We start from the raw sequence: 19,060 nt of genomic DNA, 5'->3' as shown, positions 1-19,060 counted from the left end.
CACGGGGTTTCGATTCTGTGTCCGAATGCCCGGACCGCCCGGAATTCCGGGCGGTTCGCGAGTGGACGGCGGGCCGGCCGGTCAGGGGGCGCGGCGTAGTTGGGCGAGGGCGCGGACGTCGCGGTCGACGGCGAACCAGATGGTGAGGCCGTCGCGGCCGCGGTCGGTGTAGATGTCGACGTGTTCGCCCAGGCGTACGGGTTTGTGGCATTCGAGGATGTAGCGGTGCGGGCGGGCGGTGACATCGGCGGCGTCGGTGATGTATTCGTAGACCGCGGCCCAGTAGGTGACGGCGGCGAGTTGGCCGAGATGGTCGAAGTCGCTGCGCCGCAAGGGGAATCGGTCGCCGATGCTGGCCGGCAGCGGGGGGCGCAGCCACGGCCGCCACAGCAGCGGATCCGGTGCGGCGGTGGTGGCCATCAGTTGCAGGTAGCGGTCGGAGATGCGGGCGGGGTTGAGCGTGTCGGGGTTCAGGTGCACCCAGAAGCCCTCGGTCTCGACCAGGCCGCCGGTGTCGCTGTCCAGGCGCAGCCGCATCGCCGACCACATCGAGGCCAGGCCGGAACACCAACGGCGCAGCCGTAATTCGGCGGGGTAGACGATCGGCTCGATGATGTCGACGACGGTGCGCCGGACCGTCCAGTGCGGGTTGCCGGCGAGCAGGTGTTTGGCGGCGAGGTGTTCGATACCGGTCTCGTGCATGTGCCGGGCGACGCCGTCGGGGCGCAGGCAGTGGCCGCCGTCCAGATCGGTGGGGGTCAGGCGCAGCGTGCGGTCGAAGATGTGCCCGGCCGCCGGCAGTGGCGACAGCGGCTGGTCCACGGCGGGCTGGGATGCGCGGGATACGCGGGCGAACGGACTCGTCATCGGCACACCTCGTGGTCCTGGATCGATCGGCATGCGCGGCACGGTGATCGGCTGCCGCCCGCCACCGACAGTGGTTTCGAGGGTAATGCAGGATCGGCGCGGGTGGGGGCGACCGGTCAGCCCGCGATCGCCGCGGCGGCGGCGTAGCCGGCCAGCGCGGCGCCGAGACCGGCGATGATGCTGACGGCCACGTTCATCACCGCGTAGAAGTGGCTGCGCTGTTCCAGCAGCCGGATCGTCTCGTAGCCGAAGGTGCTGTAGGTGGTGAGCGCGCCGCAGAATCCGGTGCCGAGCAGGGCCAGTTCGGGGCGGCCGGCGGCGGCGCCGAGTGCGCCGAGGATCAGGCAGCCGATCACGTTGACGGTGAGGGTGCCCCACGGGAACACGCTGTCGTGGCGGGCCTGCACGGCCCGGTCGGTGAGGTAGCGGGCGGGTGCGCCGACCATGGCGCCGAGGAGGACGAGGACGACGGTCACGAGGCGTTCTCCTCGGTGCGGGTGGTGAGCCGGTCCGGGCCGGCGGCGATCGGCAGGACCGCGCGGCCGAGGGCGACCCCGGCGTACACGGCGAGCAGTGCGGCGGCGACGGTGCCGGCGAGATATCCGAATGCCAGTGGCGCCGTGCCGGGTTGCAGCAGGCCGCGGGTCTCGACGGCGTAGGTGGAGAAGGTGGTGAATCCGCCGAGGACCCCGACGCCGAGGAACGGCCGGACCAGCCGGTGCACCGACGCGGTCTCGGTGACGAACACCATGAGCACGCCGATGGCGAAGCAGCCGGCGACGTTGGTGACGAAGGTGCCCCACGGGAAGGCGCCGGGCCGGGTGGGCAACAGTTGCGCGATGCCGAAGCGGGCCAGTGCGCCGAGACCGCCGCCGACGGCGATCACCGCGAGGACCGCGCCGTGTTCGCGCGCGAGTTCGCCGCGCTGGGCGGGGATGTGGAGGTCGATATCGGGATCGACGGGCCGGGGCGGACGGTTTTCGGGCACGACGGACTCCTACTCGAACACAGGACTGCTGGTCAAGTAGGGACTGTTGGTGACACCGTCACGGTTGTTCCGGAGATACCCGGAAGCGGCGAGCCCCACCGCCGCACCGGAACAGGCTAACCGATCCGCCGGTGCCCGCGCAGTGATCGCGGTCACCGGGTTCAGAGGGCGACGAGCCGGCTGCTGCGGCCGCGCAGCCGTAGCGCCGCGGCGATCGCGCAGGTCGTCCCGAGGGTGAGCAGGGTGGCGCAGGTGGTGAGCGTGGCGGTGGCGTCGCCGGCGAGGGCGGCGTGCAGGCCGCGCGCGGCCCAGTAGCCCGGTGAGATCGGGGCGACGACGGCGACCCAGTGCGGGAGGACCGCCAGCGGGACCAGTGCCCCGCCGAGGCTGCTGAACAGCATGCCGCCGATGTCGTAGGCCGCCGACAGTTCACCCATACTGCGGGCCAGTACGCCGAGCAGGGTGCCCAGGCCCAGCAGGGTGACGCTCCAGCTGAGCAGCACCGCGGCCAGCAGGCCGTAGTGCTGCGGGCGCAGGCCCAGCACGGCGATCGCGAATCCGACGATGAGCGCCTGCTGGGCCAGCAGCGCGGTGAACGCGGGAACGGCCTTGCCGGCGAACAGTTCCACCGGATGGGCCGAGCCCGCGCGCAGCCGGTCCCAGGTGCGGGCGAGCCGCTCGGTGAGGATCGCGCTGCCGGAGATGCTCAGGGCCAGCAGCGAGAAGGTGACGACGGTTCCCACGACGGCCTGTTCGGTGCCGGCGCCGGGGCCCTGGGCGGCGGTGTACAGCGGCCGCAGCAGGGTGAGGAACACCAGGGGCAGGATCATCCGGCTCAGGATCGGACCGGGTTCCCGGCGCACCAGCAGGAGGTTGTGGCGTACGAGAGTGGTTGTGCGGGTGAAGGTTTCAGGCAACGGCACGGTCGGTCTCCGGATCGGTGGCGAGGGCGCGGTAGAGGTCGTCCAGGTCGGGGCGGCGCACGTCGACGGTGGCGGGGGTGCGGCCGGTGGCCAGCAGCGCGGCGAGGTCGGCGGCGGGGTCGCGGGTGCGCAGGCGCAGTGCGGGTTCGGCCGGGTCGGCGAAGGTGACGCGCAGTTCGCCGGGCAGGTCGCCGGTGAGTTCGCGCTGGGTGCCGCGGGCGACGATGCGCCCGGCGCGCGCGAGGGCCAGGGTGGCGCCGAGGTCGGCCAGTTCGGGCAGGTAGTGGGTGGTATAGAGGACGGCGGTGCCCGCGGCGGCGCGGGCCCGGACGGCGGCGAGCAGGGCGGTGCGGGTGTCGGGGTCGGCACCGGCGGTGGGTTCGTCGAGCAGCAGCAGCGGGGGTGCGGCGACCATGGCGGTGGCGGCCTGCACCCGCCGCCGCTGCCCGCCGGACAGGACGCCGGCGGGTTCGTCGGCCACCTCGCCGAGCAGCAGTTCGTCGAGGACGGCGGCGACGCGGGCCTCGCACCGCCGGCCGCGCAGGCCCGCGAGCCCGGCGAACAGGCGGATGTTCTCCCGTGCGGTGGCGCGGTTGTAGAGGGCGAATTCCTGGGGGGCGACGCCGAGCAGCCGCCGGGCCGCGCGTCCGTCCCGCACCGCGTCGCGCCCGCCGACGCGGATCTGCCCGGCGTCGGGCCGGACGAGTCCGGTGACGATCTCCACGAAGGTGGTCTTCCCGGCTCCGTTGTGGCCGATGAGCCCGGCGATCTCGCCGGGCGCCACGGTCAGGTCGAATCCGTCGAGTGCGGTGTGGGCGCCGTAGCGCTTCACCAGACCTTCCGCGACGAGCACGGCAGCCTCCCGTTTCCTCATGTCTACGCTGTATACGTCTACACTGTATACGCATGAGTGGCAGACGGGAAGAGATCCTCGACGCGGCCGTCGCGATCGCCGACGAGCACGGTCTGGACGCGGTGTCGATGCGGGCGGTGGCCGACCGGGTCGGGGTGACCCCGATGGCGCTGTACCGGCACATCGCGGACAAGTCGGCGCTGCTGGACGGGCTGGTCGGGCGGCTGCTGGCGAGCCTGCTGCCCGCCGACGCCGCGGATCTGCGGTGGGATCGGCGGCTGACCGCCCTCGCGCACGCGGCCCGCGCGCTGGCCCGCTCGCATCCGTGGGCGGCGCAGCTGTTGTTCAGCCGCCCGGCCACCACCCCCGACGGCGCCCGGGTCGTCGACGAGATCTATACGGCGTTGCTGGCGGCGGGGGTGCCCGATGCGGAGGTTCCGCGGCTGGAGCGGCTGGTGAGCACCTTCGTGCTCGGGTTCGTGGCCTCGGAGGCGTCCGGGCGGTTCGCCGCCGCCGACGATCGCCGGATCCGCCGCGGCGCGGTGGCGGACGGCCCGCTGACCGGCCACGCTCGGTTGACCCCCTGGCTGCGGCTGCCGGTGGACCTGACCGCCGAATTCGAGGCCGATCTGCGGGATCTGATGCATGTGATCGGCGCGGTCGCCGGTACCGGTGATCGGTGAGCAACTCCGCACGGCGTGATCGGTGCCGCGCGGCGCTGCGCGGCCTCCGGCGTGACGTCGTATCGGCTGTCGGGCAACGGTTTTCGACCGCAGCTCACCGGGACCGCGTGGCGGGCATCGCCGCCGGTGGTCCGGGTGACGTCCACCGGCGGCGCGGCGGTTCAGCCGGCGGCGGTGAGGTGGTGGGCCGGGCCGAACCAGCGGGTCAGGGCCGTGTGCAGGCCGTCGGTGTCGGATTCGGTTGCGGCCCAGGCGATGTAGCCGTCGGGGCGGATCAGCATGGCCGGGGCGCCGGTGACGGTCACGGTGTCGACGCGGTCGGACCAGGCGGTGGCGGGGGCGGTGCCGGTGGGGTCGAGCAGCAGGGGGCGGGCGGGGTGCAGTAGTTCGGCGAGGCGGCGGGGGCCGTCGGGGGTGGCGACGGTGCGGTCGGGGGCCAGGTGGCCGGCCAGGGGGTGGGCGCAGCCGGTGTCGTAGCGGGTGTCGGCGCCGGCCATCAGGGCGGCGAGGTGCTCGACGACGCCGGGGATGTCGAGCAGTTCGGTGAACAGCTGCCGCAGGGCGGTGATCTCCGGGCCGGGGTTGACCAGCCCGGATTGCGCGAGGGTCTGCATCATGACCCGTTCGGCGACCGGACGGCGTTCGCTCTCGTAGGTGTCGAGCAGGCCAGCCGGTGCGCGGCCGCGGACCTCGGCGGCGAGTTTCCAGCCCAGGTTGAGCGCGTCCTGCAGGCCGAGGTTGAGGCCCGGTCCGCCCATCGCGGAGTGCACATGGGCGGCGTCGCCGAGCAGCAGTATCCGGCCGTCGCGGTAGCGGTCGGCCAGGCGGGTGTTCTGGCCGACGACGCGGCGCAGTACCGGGGCCATGTCCGGGGGCAGCGGTTGCATCGGGAGTTCGGCGCCGAGGACGCGGGTGACGCTGTCGCGCAGTTCCTCGAACGTCATCGGGGTGTTCTCGTCGACGGGGTCGGCGTGGTGTTCGACGGTGGACACGATCGCGCGGCCGGGTTGCAGTTCGGCGAAGACGAAGATGCCGCGCTCGACACGGTTGTGGCCGAAGCGGAATCGACCGGCGCCGGGCACGTCGAGGCCGCCGTCGGCGGTGCGCAGTTCGGCGGGTACCGAGGCGTTGCCCAGCCGCGAGATCCGGTCGGTGGCGGTGAATCCGGGGAAGCCGATGCCGGATCGCTTGCGGACCGGGCTCTTTCCGCCGTCGGCGGCGACCAGGTTGGCGGCGGTGAGTGTCCGGTTGCCGGTGGGCCCGGCGACGGTGGCGGTGACGCGGTCGGCGTCCTGGGTGACGTCGGTGAGGGCGTGTCCCCAGCGGACCGTGATGCCCAGGGCGGCGGCCCGTTCGGCGAGCAGTGCGGTGAGGGCGGGTTGCGGGATCGGCCACAGGTACATCGGATTGTCGTGCAGGCCTTCGAAATTCAGGGTCATCGCGCTGAACAGGTGCGAGGGCACCGGATGCGGCGGGGTGCCGGGGTAGAGGCCGCGCATGTCCATCGCGCGGACCACCGAGCCGACCAGGCCGTTGGCCTTCTGCTCGGTGCTGGGCCCGGGGGTGCGTTCGAGCACGATCGGCACGACCCCGGCGAGGGCGAGCTCGCAGGCGAGCATGAGGCCGTTCGGTCCGGCTCCGGAAATGATGATGTCACAGCTGTTTTCGGGCATGGCGAAGCCACCTTTCCAGTGGGGCAGGGGTTTTCGGTGATTCCGGGCACGGCGCAGCGACCGGCGGGCCGGTGGCGCGCGGGGACCGGGTACGGTCAGGCCGAGGGGTCGGGCAGCCCGGCGGCGATGCGGGTGAAGGCCTCCTGCAACGGAACCGTCAGGAACACAGGCGGTTCCGCGCGGATGTAGACCTCGATGGCGGCCTGGTAGGCGACGACGACGGCGCCCGCGACCAGCCGCGGATAGAGGTCGCGCTCGGCGTCGGTGCCGGTGCGTTCGGCGACGGCGGCCACGAGATCGCCGGTCACCTCCCGGGTGAACGCGGCGTGCACCTCGGGCACGGCGGTGAGTTTGGCGGCCTCGGCCAGTTGCTCGCGGGTGGGTGGCCGCCGGTTGACGCCGTCGGCCAGCAGGGGCGCCAGGACCGCGGCGGTGACGGCCTCCCACAGCGGTTCGCCGGCCGGGCGGGCGCGCAACTCCTCGACGGTGCGGCGCATCCGCTCGATCTGCCGGTAGGCCAGGGCCTCGTACTTGTTGGCGAAATAGTTGGTGAAGGTGCGGACGGACACCCCGGCCTGTGCCGCGATGTCCTCACGCACCACATTGTCCAGGCCGCGCTCGAACATCAGGATCAGCGCGGCATCGCTGAGCGCCATCCGGGTGTCGAGTTTCTTGCGCTCCCGCAGACCGGGAGGCACCGATGCGGCCATGTCCCCCAGCATAGGCATTCGGGTGCCCGCTGGGCAATATTTCCTACAGGGCAATTTTTCCCTGCGGGCATGTTCCGGTCAGTCGGTGGCGTTGCCCGCCTGCCAGACGTCCCACGGGACCTCCCAGTCGCCGTAGGTGTCCCAGACCGGCAGCGTCGGGCCGCCGGAGTTGACGATCTCCACGACGTCGCCGATGCCGAAGTGGTCGTAGAACCACTGCGCGTTGGCGGGCGACAGGTTCACGCAGCCGTGCGAGACGTTGCTGGAGCCCTGCTGATTCACCGACCAGGGCGCGGAGTGCACGAATTCGCCGTCGTTGGAGATGCGCAGGTCCAGATAGACGGTCTCGCTGTAGTAGCCGGACTGGCCCGCGCAGACCCCGTAGGTGCAGGAGTCCATCACGATCGAGGGCTGTTTGCCGGAGATCACGTGCGGGCCCTCGTGCGAGGGGTGCCCGGGGTCACCGAGGCTCATCACCATGTCGTTGACCTGCACGCCGTTCTGGAAGATGGTCAGCTGGTCGGTGTTGCCGTCGGCCTTGGCGACCCAGGCGTCGTGGACGGTGTAGTCGGCCCCGTAGTTCTCGGCGCCGAAGATACCGTCGCCCAGGTCCACGCCGAGCACATCGGCCTGGATGTGGATCTTCGTGCCCGGCTGCCAGTAGTTGGGGCCGCGGAAGTGCACGTCGCGGTCGTCGACCCAGTACCAGGCGCCCGGCTGCGGCGGGGTCATCGTCACGTGCAGGTGTTTCTGCACCTCGGCCTTGTCGGCGACCGGCGCGGTGAACTGGAACACCATGGGCTGCCCGACCCCGATCCCGGTGTCGGCCACCACGTCCGGGGCGGGCACGACGTTGGCGTAGGCGGTGCGGCGGGGGGCGAGGGTGGTGACGGTGAAGTTCTGCTGGGTGTGCGCGCCCGCGGAGTTCACCGCGTCGGCGACGACGGTGTAGCTACCGGCGTAGTCCAGCGGTTCGGTGGTCGTCCACGAGGTCTTGTCTCCGGCGAGGGCGCCCGCGACGTCGCCGTGCGGGCCGTGCACGGTCACACCGACCAGGGTGCCGCCCGCGGCCTGCACCGTGATCGGCAGTGGCGCAACGGGTCCCGGCTGCGCGGCGGGCACCGTGATCGTCGCGGCGGGGACGGCCGGGTGAGTGCTCGAGGCCGGCGCTCCCGGCCGTTGCGCCGCGGGCGCGGTGGTGTTGCTGCCCCCGGAGAGGCCGAGCACCAGCGCCACGATCACGACCACCACTACCGCGGCGGCCCCGGCGAGTACCCACATTCCGCGCCGCGTTCGCGCTGTTTCCCACAGTGCGGCAGCACGATCTGGGGTACCGGCGGGGCGTGCGGCCGCCGGGATCACGACGGTCGGCGCGTCGGCTCCCCCGGTCGGTTTCGGTTGTGCGGCGGACTGTGCCCGGCTCGGATCCGCTTGCGCGCCTCGAGGCGATCCGGCAGTCGGTGTCTGCGCAGCGGGGTTACCCGATGCCGATGCCGATGCCGATGCCGGGATCACGACCGTCGGTGTCGCGTCCGCGCTGGGTTCACCCGGGGAAGCCGGGGAAGCCTCGCCCGTTTCCGGCTGCGGCACAACACCTTCGGTCGAAGCCGTGTCGGCTGCGGCCGCGGCCCGATTGCTCGATCGTGCCCCTGCAACTGCCGCTGCGACCCCCGCAGTCGGCGCGGTGCCGGCATTCGAGTCGGTCGCTGCGTCGCCGGTTTCCGGTTCCGGCGCAGTCGGTTTCGAGCCGTCGGCATCGGTGGTCGCACCGCCCGCAGCGGCTGCGGCGACCTCGGCGGCCGGGGCCGCGCGCTTCGTCTCCGATTTGCCGTCGGCGGTGTCGTCCGGGGACTCGGACTCGGACCGGTGACCGGATTCGGTCGGAGTGCTCGCTTCCGCCCCCGGTGTAACTGCTTCCGATCCGTGAGCGGCGGTTGAGTCGGCGACTGCGGCGGCCGCTCCCGCTTCGGCGGGGTCGAGGTCGGACTCCGCCGGGGAGTCCGACGTGGGTGACTGTGCGGCGCTTCGGGCGGTGGTGTCCGGCGCGGGTGACGCGGTGGCACTTCCGTCGGCAGCGTCAGAGGTTTCCGAGTGTGGCGGGGTGGCACCCGGCACCGCGTCCGAGCGGTCGGCCTCGCCGTCACCGGCCTGGGTGACCGGATCGGCTTCCGCGGCAGCGCTATCCGGGGTATCCGGGGTATCCGGGGTATCCGGATCGGTTTCCCCAGCGGCACGGTCCGGATCAGCGGATGCGTCCGAGGTGGCGTTCTCCTCGGACTCGGTCGCAGCAGAAGCGGTGGCGTTCTCCTCGGATTCGGTCGCAGCAGAAGCGGTGGCGTTCTCCTCGGGCTCGGTCGCGGCCGAAGTGGTGACGTTCTCCTCGGATTCGGTCGCAGCAGAAGCGGTGGCGTTCCCCTTGGGCTCGGTCGCGGCCGAAGTGGTGGCGTTCTCTTCGGATTCGGCCGTGGCGGAGGTGGTGGCGTTCCCGTGGGGTTCGGCCGCGGGGGAAGCGGTGGGGTTGCCGTCGGGTTCGGCCGGGGCTTGGGTGGAGCGTTCGCCGTCGGGTTCGGTTGTGGCGGCGGGGTTTTCGGTCGACGCTGCGGCCGGGGCGGTGGCGCCGGTTGGCGGTGGGGTTGCGCCGGGCTCGGGGTCGGTCGGCTGGTTGCGCGAATCGTCCGGCGCGGCACCCGATTCGGTGGACGCGGCTGCCGGGTCGGTCGGCACGGCCGAGTCGTCGGGTCGGTCGGCGATGGTCATACTTTTGTCTTTCCCCACACGGTCTGGCTGGGCGCGACGCGCTGCTCGTCGTCGGCGCTCTCAGGGTACTGGACCTTTCCCAGGTCGCCACTCGGAACGGGAGGTCGGGGGCGGGATCGGATCGGCGGCAGGGGTGTGTCGGGTGCGCCGGTGGATCGCATGTTAGTGAGTGTTTGCTTCTGTTAGGGTGCTCGTGGGCCGGACAGATCGGAGTGTCGATGCAATCGAGCGGAACGCCGCTGGCAGGTGTGCGGGTGGTCGAGGTGGCGCTCGGGGCGGGCGCGGTGGCGGCCGGTCCGGCCGGGAGTTTGCCGGGGGCGCTGCTGCGTGATCTGGGGGCGGAGGTGACGCGGGTACGGCCGTCGCGGCGTTCGACGCTGGATGCGGGGGTGGAGTACGAGCGTGCGTGGGATCGCGGGAAGGAATCGGTCGAGCTCGGCGACGATCCGGATGCGGCGGTGCGGCTTGTGACCGAGCTGGCCGCGGCGGCGGATGTGCTGGTGCTGTCCGGTGGGGAGGATTCGCTGGAGCGGCGGGGGGTGCGGTATTCGGCTCTGGCGCAGGCGAATCCGCGGTTGATCGTGTCGCGGATCCGGCCGGCGTTCCATGCGCTCGGCGAGATCCCGGATATCGAGTTGCTGGTGCAGGCGCGGGCGGGGCTGCTGACCCAGATCCGGGCGCATCGGGGCGGGCCGGCGTTCGGGGATCCGGCGGTGGCGGGGCTGGGGGCGGCGTTGTCGGCGACGGTCGGGGCGCTGGCGCTGCTGTACGAGCGGGAGGCGACGGGGGCCGGCGGCTGGGCGGAGACCTCGCTGTACGACGGGTTACAGGCGATCCTGCCGATGATCATCGGTAGCGTGGAACATCATTCGCCGTCGACGAGGCTGTTGTGGCAGCAGCAGGGTCCGGCCGAGGCGTTGTCGTATCGGTGCGCCGACGGGGAGTATCTGCAACTGTGGTTCGGCGCGAAGGGCGCCTACGAGCAGTTCCTCGAACATATCGGCGATCCCCCCTCGGAGCGGGGGTACAACGCGGATCTGATCAGCGGTGCGATGGTGGAGCGGGGCCGGCGCTGGGCGGCCACCTTCGCCACCCGCGATCGGGATCGGTGGCTGGAAAGCCTTGCCGGGCACCAGTTCCGGTGCGAGCCGGTGTGGCGGCCGGGTGAGGCGCTGCGCGACGGGCATGTGCGTGAGATCGGGCTGGCCGTCGACCGCGAGGATCCGGATCTGGGGCCGGTGACGATGCTGGGGCCGGTGCTGCGGGTGCAGCGGGCGGCCGAGGCATCGGCGCGCCCGGGTGCGGCGGGCACCCGGTTGCTGTCGGATGTGCGGGTGCTGGATCTGTCGGCGTATCTGGCCGGGCCGGTGGCGCCGCTGATCCTGGCGGAGCTGGGCGCGGATGTGGTGAAGGTGGAGCCGCGCACCGGTGACGCGCATCGCGCGATGCAGCCGATGTTCGCCGCGGGGCAGCGGGGTAAGCGGGCGCTGGCGCTGGATCTGAAGGCGCCCGGCGCGGCGGAGGTGTTGCGCCGGTTGTTCCGCGACAGCGATGTGGTGCACCACAATTCGCGGGTCGGCGCGGCGGAGCGGCTCGGTTACGACGAGGCGGCGGTGCGGGCGGCCAATCCGGCGGCGGTCTACAGTTTCGCCAGCGGTTTCGGCGAGCAGGGCCCGCGGGCGCTGTTGCCGGCCAACGATCAGTTGATGCAGGCGCTGGCGGGGATCGAGGCCGGGCAGGGCGGGCACGGGCAGCCGCCGACATATCTGGTGTGGGGCGCGATCGATGTGACCGGCGGCTGGCTGGCCGCGTGCGGGATCATCGCGGGCCTGTACGCGCGCCGCCGCGACGGGGGCGGGCATGTGGTGCGCAGCAGTCTGCTGGGTGCGGCGCTGACGATGAAGTCCGGCGCGTTCCTGGCCGGTGACCGGGTGCTCGGCGGTCCGGTGCTGGACGCGGGCCAGACCGGATACGGTGCGGCCTATCGCCTGTATCGCGGCGGTGACGACGCCTGGTTCGCGCTGGCGATCCCCGATCGGCCGGCCTGGGAGCGGTTGCGTGCGGTGGTCACGTCGGCGGATCTGCCCGCTGCGCCGCCGCCGCTGCGCACCGAATCCGGTGAGCCGCAGCCGGAAGAGGTTGTGCTGGAACAGATTTTCGCGACCAAGGACGCCGAGTGGTGGGTGTCGGCGCTGCGCGCGGCCACGGTCCCGGTGGAGCCGGTACCCGACGCCGATCGCAGCGCGTTCGCCGGCGGCTTCGTCGACGATCCGGTCAACCGGCGGCTGGGCCGGGTGACCGGCTACCGGTGGGACGACCTCGGCCGGGTCTCGCAGCCGTCCTTCCCGCCGCGGCTGGGCCCGGCGCCACAACCGCGCGCCCGCGCGGGCATCCCCGGGCTCGGTGAACACACCCGGGACGTGTTGCGCGAGACCGGTTTCGACGACGCCGAGATCGAGGAGCTGATCGGCAACGCAACAGTGGCGGCTCCCACACCACTGCCACCGACCTGATCGACCGACCCGGGCCGACACCTCCGAGCGATCGGTCACCCGGGGTCGGCGGCACCGTGCCGGAATCGCCGAGCCGTTCGGCGCACGGCGCACGGCGTGCGGCGTGCCGCACGCGAGAGACCTCGGCCGTGTCTCGCGGCCGAGATCTCCTGTGCCGGTTCAGAGTTCGAAGCGGGCGCGTAGGCAGACGTTCAGTTGTTCCAGTTCGGGGTCCGACAGCCTGCCCTTGTGTTCGAGGAAGCTGCAGCGGGTGAACGCGGAGACCTCGTGGACGCCGACGACCTGGTTGTCGCCGAGGGGCACGGTGAGCAGCGCGAGGCTGGAGGGGACTTCGCGGGCGGCGAGCACGCGGGCGCAGAGGACGGCCGGGCGTTGGCGCACCATGTGGGTGGAGTCGACCACCACGACCGTGAACTGCCGGCCCGCGATGGTGTGGACGAGCCAGATCTCGCCTTGACTGGTCGGTTCATTCATCGTCGAACCCGCGCTCGCTCTCCTCGTAGAACGTCAGGTCCGGCCCGCCGTGCTCGGCCTCCCATGCGGCGAGGTGCCGCAGGTCGTCCTCGAGCATCTTCTGCCGGACGGCTTTCGCGACATAGTCGCTCATCTTGCCTTCGCCCGCGACCGACTTCAGTCGCGTGGCGATCTCGTCCGGCAGGATGATGGTCATCCGTGTAGCCATGCGCACGATCGTATGTCCGATCGAACGCACGGCTCAACCCTCGGTGACCGCCCCGCCGCGCAGCAGTTCGTCGATATCGGTGGTCGCGATGCCCCAGTCCCGCAGTACGGCCGCGGGGTCCTGCGCGGTCGGTGGGCGCGGGGGTGCGGCGGGGGTGCGGTCGAAACGTGGTGCGGGGGCAGGCTGGACGACGCCGTCGACGGTGGTGAACGTGCCGCGAGCGCGGTGGTGCGGGTGGGCGGCGGCCTCGTCGAGGGTGAGCACCGGCGCGAAGCAGGTGTCGGTGCCTTCCAGCAGTGCGCACCAGTGGTCGAAGGTGCCGGTGGCGAACGCCTCGGCGATGCGGGCGGTCGCGGCGGGCCAGGTGGCGGGGTCGCTCTGGTGCGGCAGCAGTTCATCGGTGAGCCCGAGGCGGTCGAGAAGCTGTGCGTAGAACCGGGGTTCGCCGCAGCCGACGCTGACCCAGCGGTCGTCGGCGGTGCGGTAGACGTTGTAGAACGGTGCGGCCAGGTCGAGGACGTTGCCGCCGGGGGTGTCCGACCAGAGTCCCTCGGCGCGCATCCCGTGGACGACGGTGGTGAGCAGCGCGATCCCGTCGGACATGGCGGCGTCCACGACCTGGCCGCGGCCGGAGTGTGTGCGTTCCTGCAGGGCGGCGAGGATGCCGATCACCAGCAGCATGCCGCCACCGCCGTAGTCGCCGAGCAGATTCAGCGGCGGTACCGGGCGGCCGTCGTTGTGGCGCAACAGGTCCAGGGTGCCCGACAGTGCGACGTAGTTGAGGTCGTGGCCGGGCGTGCGGGCCAGCGGGCCGTCCTGTCCCCAGCCGGTGATGCGGGCGTAGACCAGTCTCGGGTTGCGCGCCAGGCATACCTGCGGCCCGATGCCGAGCCGTTCGGCGACCCCGGGCCGGTTGCCCTCGACGAGGACGTCGGCGTGGTCGGCCAGTCGTAGCGCGGCGGCGAGGCCCTGCGGGGTCTTGAGGTCGATCGCGAGGGTGCGGCGGCCGCGCTGTACGGGGTCGATCTGTCTGCGGCCGTTGATCATTCGCTCGGTGCCGGTCTCGCCCGGCGCGGCGGGACGGTCGGCGGCGTGCCGGGTGTCGGCGACCTCCGGGCGGTCGAGGGCGATCACCTGTGCGCCGAGGTCGGCCAGCACCATGGCGCCGAAGGGCCCCGGCCCGCGGCCGCGTAGTTCCAGCACTTTCACCTGCGACAACGGCCCGGCCATATTCATCATCCTCCTCAATAAAGAAAGCGTTCACTTACTATAGGGAGGGTGGTGGGGCCGGGCCGCCGGATCGCCGGGTCGCGTTGCCGCGCAGCGGGTTACACCAGGCGGTGCCCGCCGTCGACGTGGACGACCGTGCCGGTGAGGAATTCGTTGGTCATCACGGCCTGGAAGGCGGCGGCGATGTCGTCGGGCCGGCCGATGCGGCCGGCGGGCAGGCGGGCGGCCATCGCTTGCAGCCGTTCGGTTTTCGCGTCGCCGGCGAAGTCGTCCCAGATGGGGGTGTCGATCCAGCCGGGGGATACGGCGTTGACGCGGACCGGCGCCAGTTCCAGGGCCAGGGCGCGGACCAGTCCTTCGAGGGCGGCGTTGGCCATGGCGACGACGGCGCCGCCGGTGGCGGGCCGATAGGCGGCGATGCCGGAGGTGACCGTCAGCGAGCCGGTGACCTGCCCGGCGGCGTACTTGCCGACCAGCCAGGGCCCGAGCACCTTGACGTCGACGACGCTGCGGGCGCCGTCGAGGGTCTGGTCGCGGATCGGCCCGTAGCCGCGGGTCATGTCGGCGGCGGTGACGACGACGTGGTCGAGCGGGCCCAGCGAGGCGAACAGGCCGGCGACGGAGGTTTCGTCGGCGATGTCGGCCTGCCGGTGGTGCAGGCGGTCGCCGCCGCCGAGGGCGGTGACGGCGTCGTCGAGGCCGGTGCGGGAGCGGGCGGCGAGGGTGACCTCCTCGCCGGCGGCGAGCAGGCGGCGGGCCAGCGCGAGGCCCATGCCGGAGCTGCCGCCGATGATCAGGGTGTGTGCGATGTCGGTCATGACGCTCAGCGTCGGCCGACATCGCGCCGGTGGGGAGACCCCGTGTGGCCTGGTCCCGGTAGGGCCACCCCGGCCGCGGCGGCGCGGGGCAGACTGGGGTGGTGAGTGCACGTCGTGTTCTGGGGGATTTCCTGCGGACCCGCCGCGATCGCCTGCAGCCGGGGCAGGTGGGGTTGCCGGCGGGGACCGGTCGCCGGCAGACGCCGGGGTTGCGGCGGGAGGAGGTGGCGACGCTCGCGGGGCTGAGTGTGGACTACTACATCCGGCTGGAGCAGGGCCGGGACACGAATCCGAGTCTGGCGGTGCTGGACGCGCTGGCGGCGGCGCTGCGGTTGAGCGCGGACGAGCGTCGCCATCTCTACGATCTGGCGCGAGTGGTGGCGGGACGCCGGGCGGTGGCGGCGGCGCCGGTATCGGCGGTGCGCCCCGGACTGGCGACGTTGCTGGCGGCGGTGCGGCCGACGCCGGCGTTCGTGCTGGATCAGGTGAGCAATATGCTCGACGCGAATCCCGAAGGGCTGCATCTGTTGTCGGGGCTGGCGGCGACGGATCCGCAGCGGCGCAACCTGATCCGGTACGTGTTCACCGCGGATCCGGCGCGGCAGGTGTTCGAGGACTGGCCGGCGATGGCGCGCGATTGCGTGGCGCATCTGCGCACGGTGCACGGCACCGATCCGGAACATCCGGGGCTGGCCGCGCTGACCGGCGAATTATGTGCCGCCAGTGCGGAATTCGACGAGTTGTGGCGGACCTACGACGTGCGGGTCAAGTCCGGGGCACAGCGGGTGTTCCGGCATCCGTCGGTGGGGCGGTTGACGCTGACCTCGGAGATCCTGACCGCGCCGGACGGGCAGCGGTTCGTGGCGTTCCAGCCGCGGCCGGGCAGTCCGGACCAGGACGCGGTGACGCTGCTGGCGCTGGCCGGAGCGCAGTGATCCGCGGGCCTTCGCGTCGCGCTCGCCGCGGCGGGCGGCCGGTGGCGGCATCGAAAAGCGGTGTCCCGCACCGCCGGTGAGTGGCGGTGCGGGACGTACCGGGAAGGGGGTCACGCGGTGGCGGGGGCCTCCTCGGTGCCGGTCCGCGTCGTGGCGGGGGTGTCCCCGACCGCGACGATGCCGTCCCCGGCGCCGGCGCCCGCGTCGGCGATCAGGTTGTCACCGGCGGCGCCGCCGGTGGTGGGGGTGCGGCCGTGGCGCATGAACAGGGCGATGATCAGGCCGATGATCGTGGTGACCAGCACGAATACGAAGCTGGTGTGGTATCCGTGGTCGGCGAAGACCTGGGGGATCACCTGCTCGCTGCGGTGCCCGGCCACGTCCAGGTGGGCCTTGACCGGGTTGGCGTTGAGCATCGCGGTCATGACCGCCACGGCGGCGGAGGTGCCGATGTTCTGGACCACGCCGAGCATGCCGGTGCTGATGCCCTGTTGTTCGGCGGGGACCGCCTCGACGATCAGGTTGGGCACCGCGGCGTAGACGAAGCCGAAGGCGATGCCGCCGATCGCGGAGATCAGCAGGTAGACCGGCCAGCTGTAGGAGGCGAAGGTGTAGCCGAGCGCGGCGACGGCCAGCAGCGCCAGGCCGATGATGGCCGGGGTGCGGGCGCCGATGCGGCGGGTCAGCGCGCCGGCCAGCGGGCCGACGATCATGCCCATGACACCGGCCCAGATACCGAGGTGCACGGCGTACTGGACCATCGAGAATCCGTTGCCGTAGGTGTAGCCGGGGTCGAAGGCGACCTTGACCAGCGAGGCCGGCAGGGTCTGGCCGGTCATCTGGTGGGTCTGGGTGACCACGCCGTCGACGACGCTGTCACGCAGGTGGTCCTGGTCGGGGGTCTGGCTCATGTAGCCCAGTGCCACCGGTTGCACCGCGGTGAGGCCGATGCCGAAGAACGTCATCAGCAGCACGATGCTGACCTTGGGGTTGAGCAGCAGCTTCATATCCATGATCGGCTGCGCCACACGCAGTTCCACCACGAAGAAGCCGACCAGCAGCGCCACACCGGCGATCACGTAGGCCAGCGCCGAGGGGCGGGTCCAGCCCCAGGTCTGCCCGTTGTCCAGGTACAGCAGGATCAGCAGCGCGCCGCCGGACAGCATCACCGCGCCGAAGGGGTCGATGCGCTGTTTCACCCGCAGCGGGGATTCCGGCACGACCGCGATCACCAGCGGGGTGAGGACCAGGGTGAACGCGCCGAGGAACCAGAACATCGCGGGCCAGTCGAAGTGGTCGATCAGTACGCCGCTGATGAACGGCGCGATCACGCCGGAGAAGCCGAGGCCGGCGCCGACGATGCCGAGGCTGAGCGGAATGTACTTGCGCGGCAACAGGTCCCGGATGAGGCCGTAGGAGATGAACTGGCTGGCGATGGCCAGGGCCTGCAGTCCGCGGCCGATCAGGAACAAGGTCCAGTTCGTGGTCAGCGCGTCGATCAGGCAGCCGATCAGGAACAGCACGCCGCAGAGCAGGAACAGCTTCTTCTTGCCCCAGATGTCGCTGGCCTTGCCCAGCAGCGGGGTGGCCGAGGCGCCGATGAGGCCGAGGATGATGACGGCCCAGTTGATGTTGGCGCCCACGGTGGGGAACGACTTCGCCATCTTCTGCAGGGCGGCGCCGACCATCGTGAACTGCAACGGTGCGATCTCGGTGTACAGGACGATCACGGCGAGCACGGTGAAGATGCGTAACCGTGAGGCGCCGTCGAGGCGGCCGGTGTCGACGTCGACGCCGGACGGGCTCGAGAGTGAGGTGGACATTGGTAGTGCTCCCGGTTCGAGGACAACATGGAACGAGCCCGGTCACACGCGGTGATCAAGATCTCATTCTCGCTGGATGGTAACGGCATTCTCCTCAAATGTGACACCCGATCTTGACCGTTCGGTCTATGACAATCCGGTATGGCGCCACACGTCCCCGGCATAGCGGCCTTCCAACCACGCTGCGGCCAACCCTGGCGCCGGGCCGACCGGATGGTAGGAACTAGGACGTGTCCGTCTCCGGCGAAGAACTCCGATCCCCGTCCCCGTCGCGTGCCGTGTCGGAGGTGGTGGAGCTGGTCAGCACGCTGATCCGGTTCGACACCTCCAACACCGGTGAGCTGTCCACCACCAAGGGCGAGCGGGAGTGCGCGCAGTGGGTGGCGCAGCAGTTGCACGAGGCCGGTTACACCACCGAGTACGTGGAATCCGGCGCGCCCGGCCGCGGGAACGTGTTCGCGCGGCTGCCCGGCGCGGACTCCGCCCGGGGCGCGCTGATGATCCACGGGCATCTGGACGTGGTGCCCGCCGAGGCCGCCGACTGGAGCGTGCACCCGTTCTCCGGGGCGGTGCGCGACGGGTACGTGTGGGGCCGCGGCGCGATCGATATGAAGGATATGGTCGGGATGATGCTGGCGGTGGCCCGCCAGTTCAAGATCGAGGGCACGGTCCCGCCGCGGGATCTGGTGTTCGCGTTCCTCGCCGACGAGGAGAACGGCGGCCGCTGGGGTTCGCAGTGGCTGGCCGACAACCGGCCGGATCTGTTCGAGGGGATCACCGAGGCCGTCGGCGAGGTCGGTGGTTTCTCGCTGACGGTGCCGCGGCCCGACGGTAGCGAGCGGCGGCTGTATCTGGTGGAGACCGCGGAGAAGGGTCTGGGCTGGATGCGGTTGCGCGCCAAGGCCCGTGCCGGGCACGGCTCGTTCCTGCACGACGACAACGCGGTGACGCTGCTGGCGCAGGCGGTGGCGCGGCTGGGCACGCACACCTTCCCGCTGGTGCTGTCGGATTCGGTGGCCGAATTCCTCGCCGCGGTGAGCGAGGAGACCGGGCTGGCGTTCGATCCCGCGAGCCCGGACATCGAGGGACAGCTGGCGAAGCTGGGCACGATCTCGCGCATCATCGGTGCGACGTTGCGCGACACCGCGAATCCGACGATGCTGCAGGCCGGATACAAGGCCAACGTGATCCCGCAGACCGCGGAGGCGGTGGTGGACTGCCGGGTGGTACCCGGCCGGCAGGCGGCGTTCGAACGGGAGGTGGACGAGCTGATCGGGCCCGATGTGGAGCGCGAGTGGATCACGAAACTCGATTCGTACGAGACCACGTTCGACGGGCATCTGGTGGACGCGATGAACGACGCGATCCTCGCCCACGATCCGGCCGGCCGTACCGTGCCCTACATGCTGTCCGGTGGTACCGACGCGAAGGCGTTCGCGCGCTTGGGGATCCGCTGCTTCGGTTTCGCGCCGTTGCAGTTGCCGCCGGATCTGGACTTCTCCGCGCTGTTCCACGGTGTCGACGAACGAGTGCCGGTGCCGGCCTTGGAATTCGGTACCCGGGTGCTCGAACATTTCCTACTGCACAGCTGATTCCACGAAAGGA

The 19,060-nt window shown here is 71.5% G+C and carries 17 protein-coding genes; 4 read left to right on the top strand and 13 right to left on the bottom strand.

Features of this window, described 5'->3' with window-relative positions; all coding sequences use genetic code 11:
- Positions 1–81 precede the first annotated feature (81 nt).
- The 5 genes from G361_RS0105235 to G361_RS51415 form a co-directional block, all read right to left on the bottom strand.
- Positions 82–867: an acyl-ACP thioesterase domain-containing protein gene (locus tag G361_RS0105235; RefSeq protein ID WP_019926005.1), complete on the bottom strand. Its 786-nt coding sequence runs from the start codon at positions 865–867 to the stop codon at positions 82–84.
- 116 nt (positions 868–983) lie between these two features.
- Complete coding sequence (gene crcB / locus G361_RS0105230; RefSeq protein ID WP_019926004.1) at positions 984–1,343, bottom strand: fluoride efflux transporter CrcB; 360 nt, start codon at positions 1,341–1,343, stop codon at positions 984–986.
- Positions 1,340–1,855, bottom strand: coding sequence for a fluoride efflux transporter CrcB (gene crcB, locus G361_RS0105225; protein WP_019926003.1), 516 nt, complete (start codon positions 1,853–1,855; stop codon positions 1,340–1,342). The genes crcB (G361_RS0105230) and crcB (G361_RS0105225) overlap by 4 nt, the downstream gene beginning before the upstream one ends.
- A gap of 161 nt (positions 1,856–2,016) precedes the next feature.
- Positions 2,017–2,778 (bottom strand): ABC transporter permease, encoded by a 762-nt coding sequence (locus G361_RS0105220; protein WP_019926002.1) that lies wholly within the window; start codon positions 2,776–2,778, stop codon positions 2,017–2,019.
- Positions 2,765–3,652: an ABC transporter ATP-binding protein gene (locus G361_RS51415; RefSeq protein WP_196814420.1), complete on the bottom strand. Its 888-nt coding sequence runs from the start codon at positions 3,650–3,652 to the stop codon at positions 2,765–2,767. Before G361_RS51415 ends, G361_RS0105220 begins: the two co-directional genes overlap by 14 nt.
- A 32-nt stretch (positions 3,653–3,684) precedes the next feature.
- Here G361_RS51415 and G361_RS0105210 point away from each other — a divergent pair, with 32 nt between their 5' ends.
- Positions 3,685–4,314 carry a TetR/AcrR family transcriptional regulator gene (locus G361_RS0105210; protein ID WP_019926000.1) on the top strand — a complete coding sequence of 210 codons (630 nt, stop codon included), beginning with the start codon at positions 3,685–3,687 and terminating at the stop codon, positions 4,312–4,314.
- A 161-nt stretch (positions 4,315–4,475) separates the two neighbouring features.
- Here the strand turns inward: G361_RS0105210 and G361_RS0105205 are convergent, their stop codons facing one another.
- From G361_RS0105205 to G361_RS0105195, 3 genes are all read right to left on the bottom strand, one after another.
- Entirely contained in the window at positions 4,476–5,987 is a 1,512-nt protein-coding gene (locus G361_RS0105205; RefSeq protein ID WP_019925999.1) for an FAD-dependent monooxygenase, read from the bottom strand.
- Between the two features lie 95 nt (positions 5,988–6,082).
- Positions 6,083–6,697, bottom strand: a complete 615-nt coding sequence (locus tag G361_RS0105200; RefSeq protein WP_019925998.1) for a TetR/AcrR family transcriptional regulator — start codon at positions 6,695–6,697, stop codon at positions 6,083–6,085.
- A 78-nt stretch (positions 6,698–6,775) separates the two neighbouring features.
- Complete coding sequence (locus G361_RS0105195; protein ID WP_369797909.1) at positions 6,776–8,008, bottom strand: Ig-like domain-containing protein; 1,233 nt, start codon at positions 8,006–8,008, stop codon at positions 6,776–6,778.
- A 1,664-nt stretch (positions 8,009–9,672) separates the two neighbouring features.
- Between G361_RS0105195 and G361_RS0105190 the strand changes: the two genes are divergently transcribed.
- Positions 9,673–11,967 carry a CoA transferase gene (locus G361_RS0105190; protein WP_155981312.1) on the top strand — a complete coding sequence of 765 codons (2,295 nt, stop codon included), beginning with the start codon at positions 9,673–9,675 and terminating at the stop codon, positions 11,965–11,967.
- A gap of 159 nt (positions 11,968–12,126) precedes the next feature.
- Here G361_RS0105190 and G361_RS0105185 read toward each other — a convergent pair whose 3' ends face one another.
- From G361_RS0105185 to G361_RS0105170, 4 genes are all read right to left on the bottom strand, one after another.
- Positions 12,127–12,441 carry a hypothetical protein gene (locus G361_RS0105185; RefSeq protein ID WP_019925995.1) on the bottom strand — a complete coding sequence of 105 codons (315 nt, stop codon included), beginning with the start codon at positions 12,439–12,441 and terminating at the stop codon, positions 12,127–12,129.
- Positions 12,434–12,649 (bottom strand): hypothetical protein, encoded by a 216-nt coding sequence (locus G361_RS42375; protein WP_155981311.1) that lies wholly within the window; start codon positions 12,647–12,649, stop codon positions 12,434–12,436. Before G361_RS42375 ends, G361_RS0105185 begins: the two co-directional genes overlap by 8 nt.
- Before the next feature lie 33 nt (positions 12,650–12,682).
- Complete coding sequence (locus tag G361_RS0105175; RefSeq protein WP_019925993.1) at positions 12,683–13,888, bottom strand: CaiB/BaiF CoA-transferase family protein; 1,206 nt, start codon at positions 13,886–13,888, stop codon at positions 12,683–12,685.
- Positions 13,889–13,977: 89 nt separating this feature from the next.
- Entirely contained in the window at positions 13,978–14,697 is a 720-nt protein-coding gene (locus tag G361_RS0105170) for an SDR family oxidoreductase (protein WP_019925992.1), read from the bottom strand.
- A 101-nt stretch (positions 14,698–14,798) separates the two neighbouring features.
- Between G361_RS0105170 and G361_RS0105165 the strand changes: the two genes are divergently transcribed.
- Entirely contained in the window at positions 14,799–15,632 is an 834-nt protein-coding gene (locus tag G361_RS0105165; protein WP_026342718.1) for a helix-turn-helix domain-containing protein, read from the top strand.
- Between the two features lie 110 nt (positions 15,633–15,742).
- Here G361_RS0105165 and G361_RS42370 read toward each other — a convergent pair whose 3' ends face one another.
- Complete coding sequence (locus G361_RS42370; RefSeq protein ID WP_019925990.1) at positions 15,743–17,455, bottom strand: MFS transporter; 1,713 nt, start codon at positions 17,453–17,455, stop codon at positions 15,743–15,745.
- Positions 17,456–17,685: 230 nt separating this feature from the next.
- Here G361_RS42370 and G361_RS0105155 point away from each other — a divergent pair, with 230 nt between their 5' ends.
- Complete coding sequence (locus G361_RS0105155; RefSeq protein ID WP_026342717.1) at positions 17,686–19,047, top strand: M20/M25/M40 family metallo-hydrolase; 1,362 nt, start codon at positions 17,686–17,688, stop codon at positions 19,045–19,047.
- Positions 19,048–19,060: the final 13 nt, after the last annotated feature.

It is taken from the genome of Nocardia sp. BMG111209 (assembly GCF_000381925.1).
In the GTDB taxonomy this organism is placed as follows: domain Bacteria; phylum Actinomycetota; class Actinomycetes; order Mycobacteriales; family Mycobacteriaceae; genus Nocardia.
This window is presented reverse-complemented; position numbering and strand designations above follow the sequence as displayed.

Bases quoted from the DNA above. Each gene is read 5' to 3' on its own strand.
- G361_RS42375 (WP_155981311.1), bottom strand. From the start codon at position 12,649: ATGGCTACACGGATGACCATCATCCTGCCGGACGAGATCGCCACGCGA.
- G361_RS42370 (WP_019925990.1), bottom strand. From the start codon at position 17,455: ATGTCCACCTCACTCTCGAGCCCGTCCGGCGTCGACGTCGACACCGGC.
- G361_RS0105200 (WP_019925998.1), bottom strand. From the start codon at position 6,697: ATGGCCGCATCGGTGCCTCCCGGTCTGCGGGAGCGCAAGAAACTCGAC.
- G361_RS0105235 (WP_019926005.1), bottom strand. From the start codon at position 867: ATGACGAGTCCGTTCGCCCGCGTATCCCGCGCATCCCAGCCCGCCGTG.
- G361_RS51415 (WP_196814420.1), bottom strand. From the start codon at position 3,652: ATGAGGAAACGGGAGGCTGCCGTGCTCGTCGCGGAAGGTCTGGTGAAG.
- G361_RS0105190 (WP_155981312.1), top strand. From the start codon at position 9,673: ATGCAATCGAGCGGAACGCCGCTGGCAGGTGTGCGGGTGGTCGAGGTG.
- G361_RS0105185 (WP_019925995.1), bottom strand. From the start codon at position 12,441: ATGAATGAACCGACCAGTCAAGGCGAGATCTGGCTCGTCCACACCATC.
- G361_RS0105170 (WP_019925992.1), bottom strand. From the start codon at position 14,697: ATGACCGACATCGCACACACCCTGATCATCGGCGGCAGCTCCGGCATG.
- G361_RS0105205 (WP_019925999.1), bottom strand. From the start codon at position 5,987: ATGCCCGAAAACAGCTGTGACATCATCATTTCCGGAGCCGGACCGAAC.
- G361_RS0105175 (WP_019925993.1), bottom strand. From the start codon at position 13,888: ATGATGAATATGGCCGGGCCGTTGTCGCAGGTGAAAGTGCTGGAACTA.
- G361_RS0105210 (WP_019926000.1), top strand. From the start codon at position 3,685: ATGAGTGGCAGACGGGAAGAGATCCTCGACGCGGCCGTCGCGATCGCC.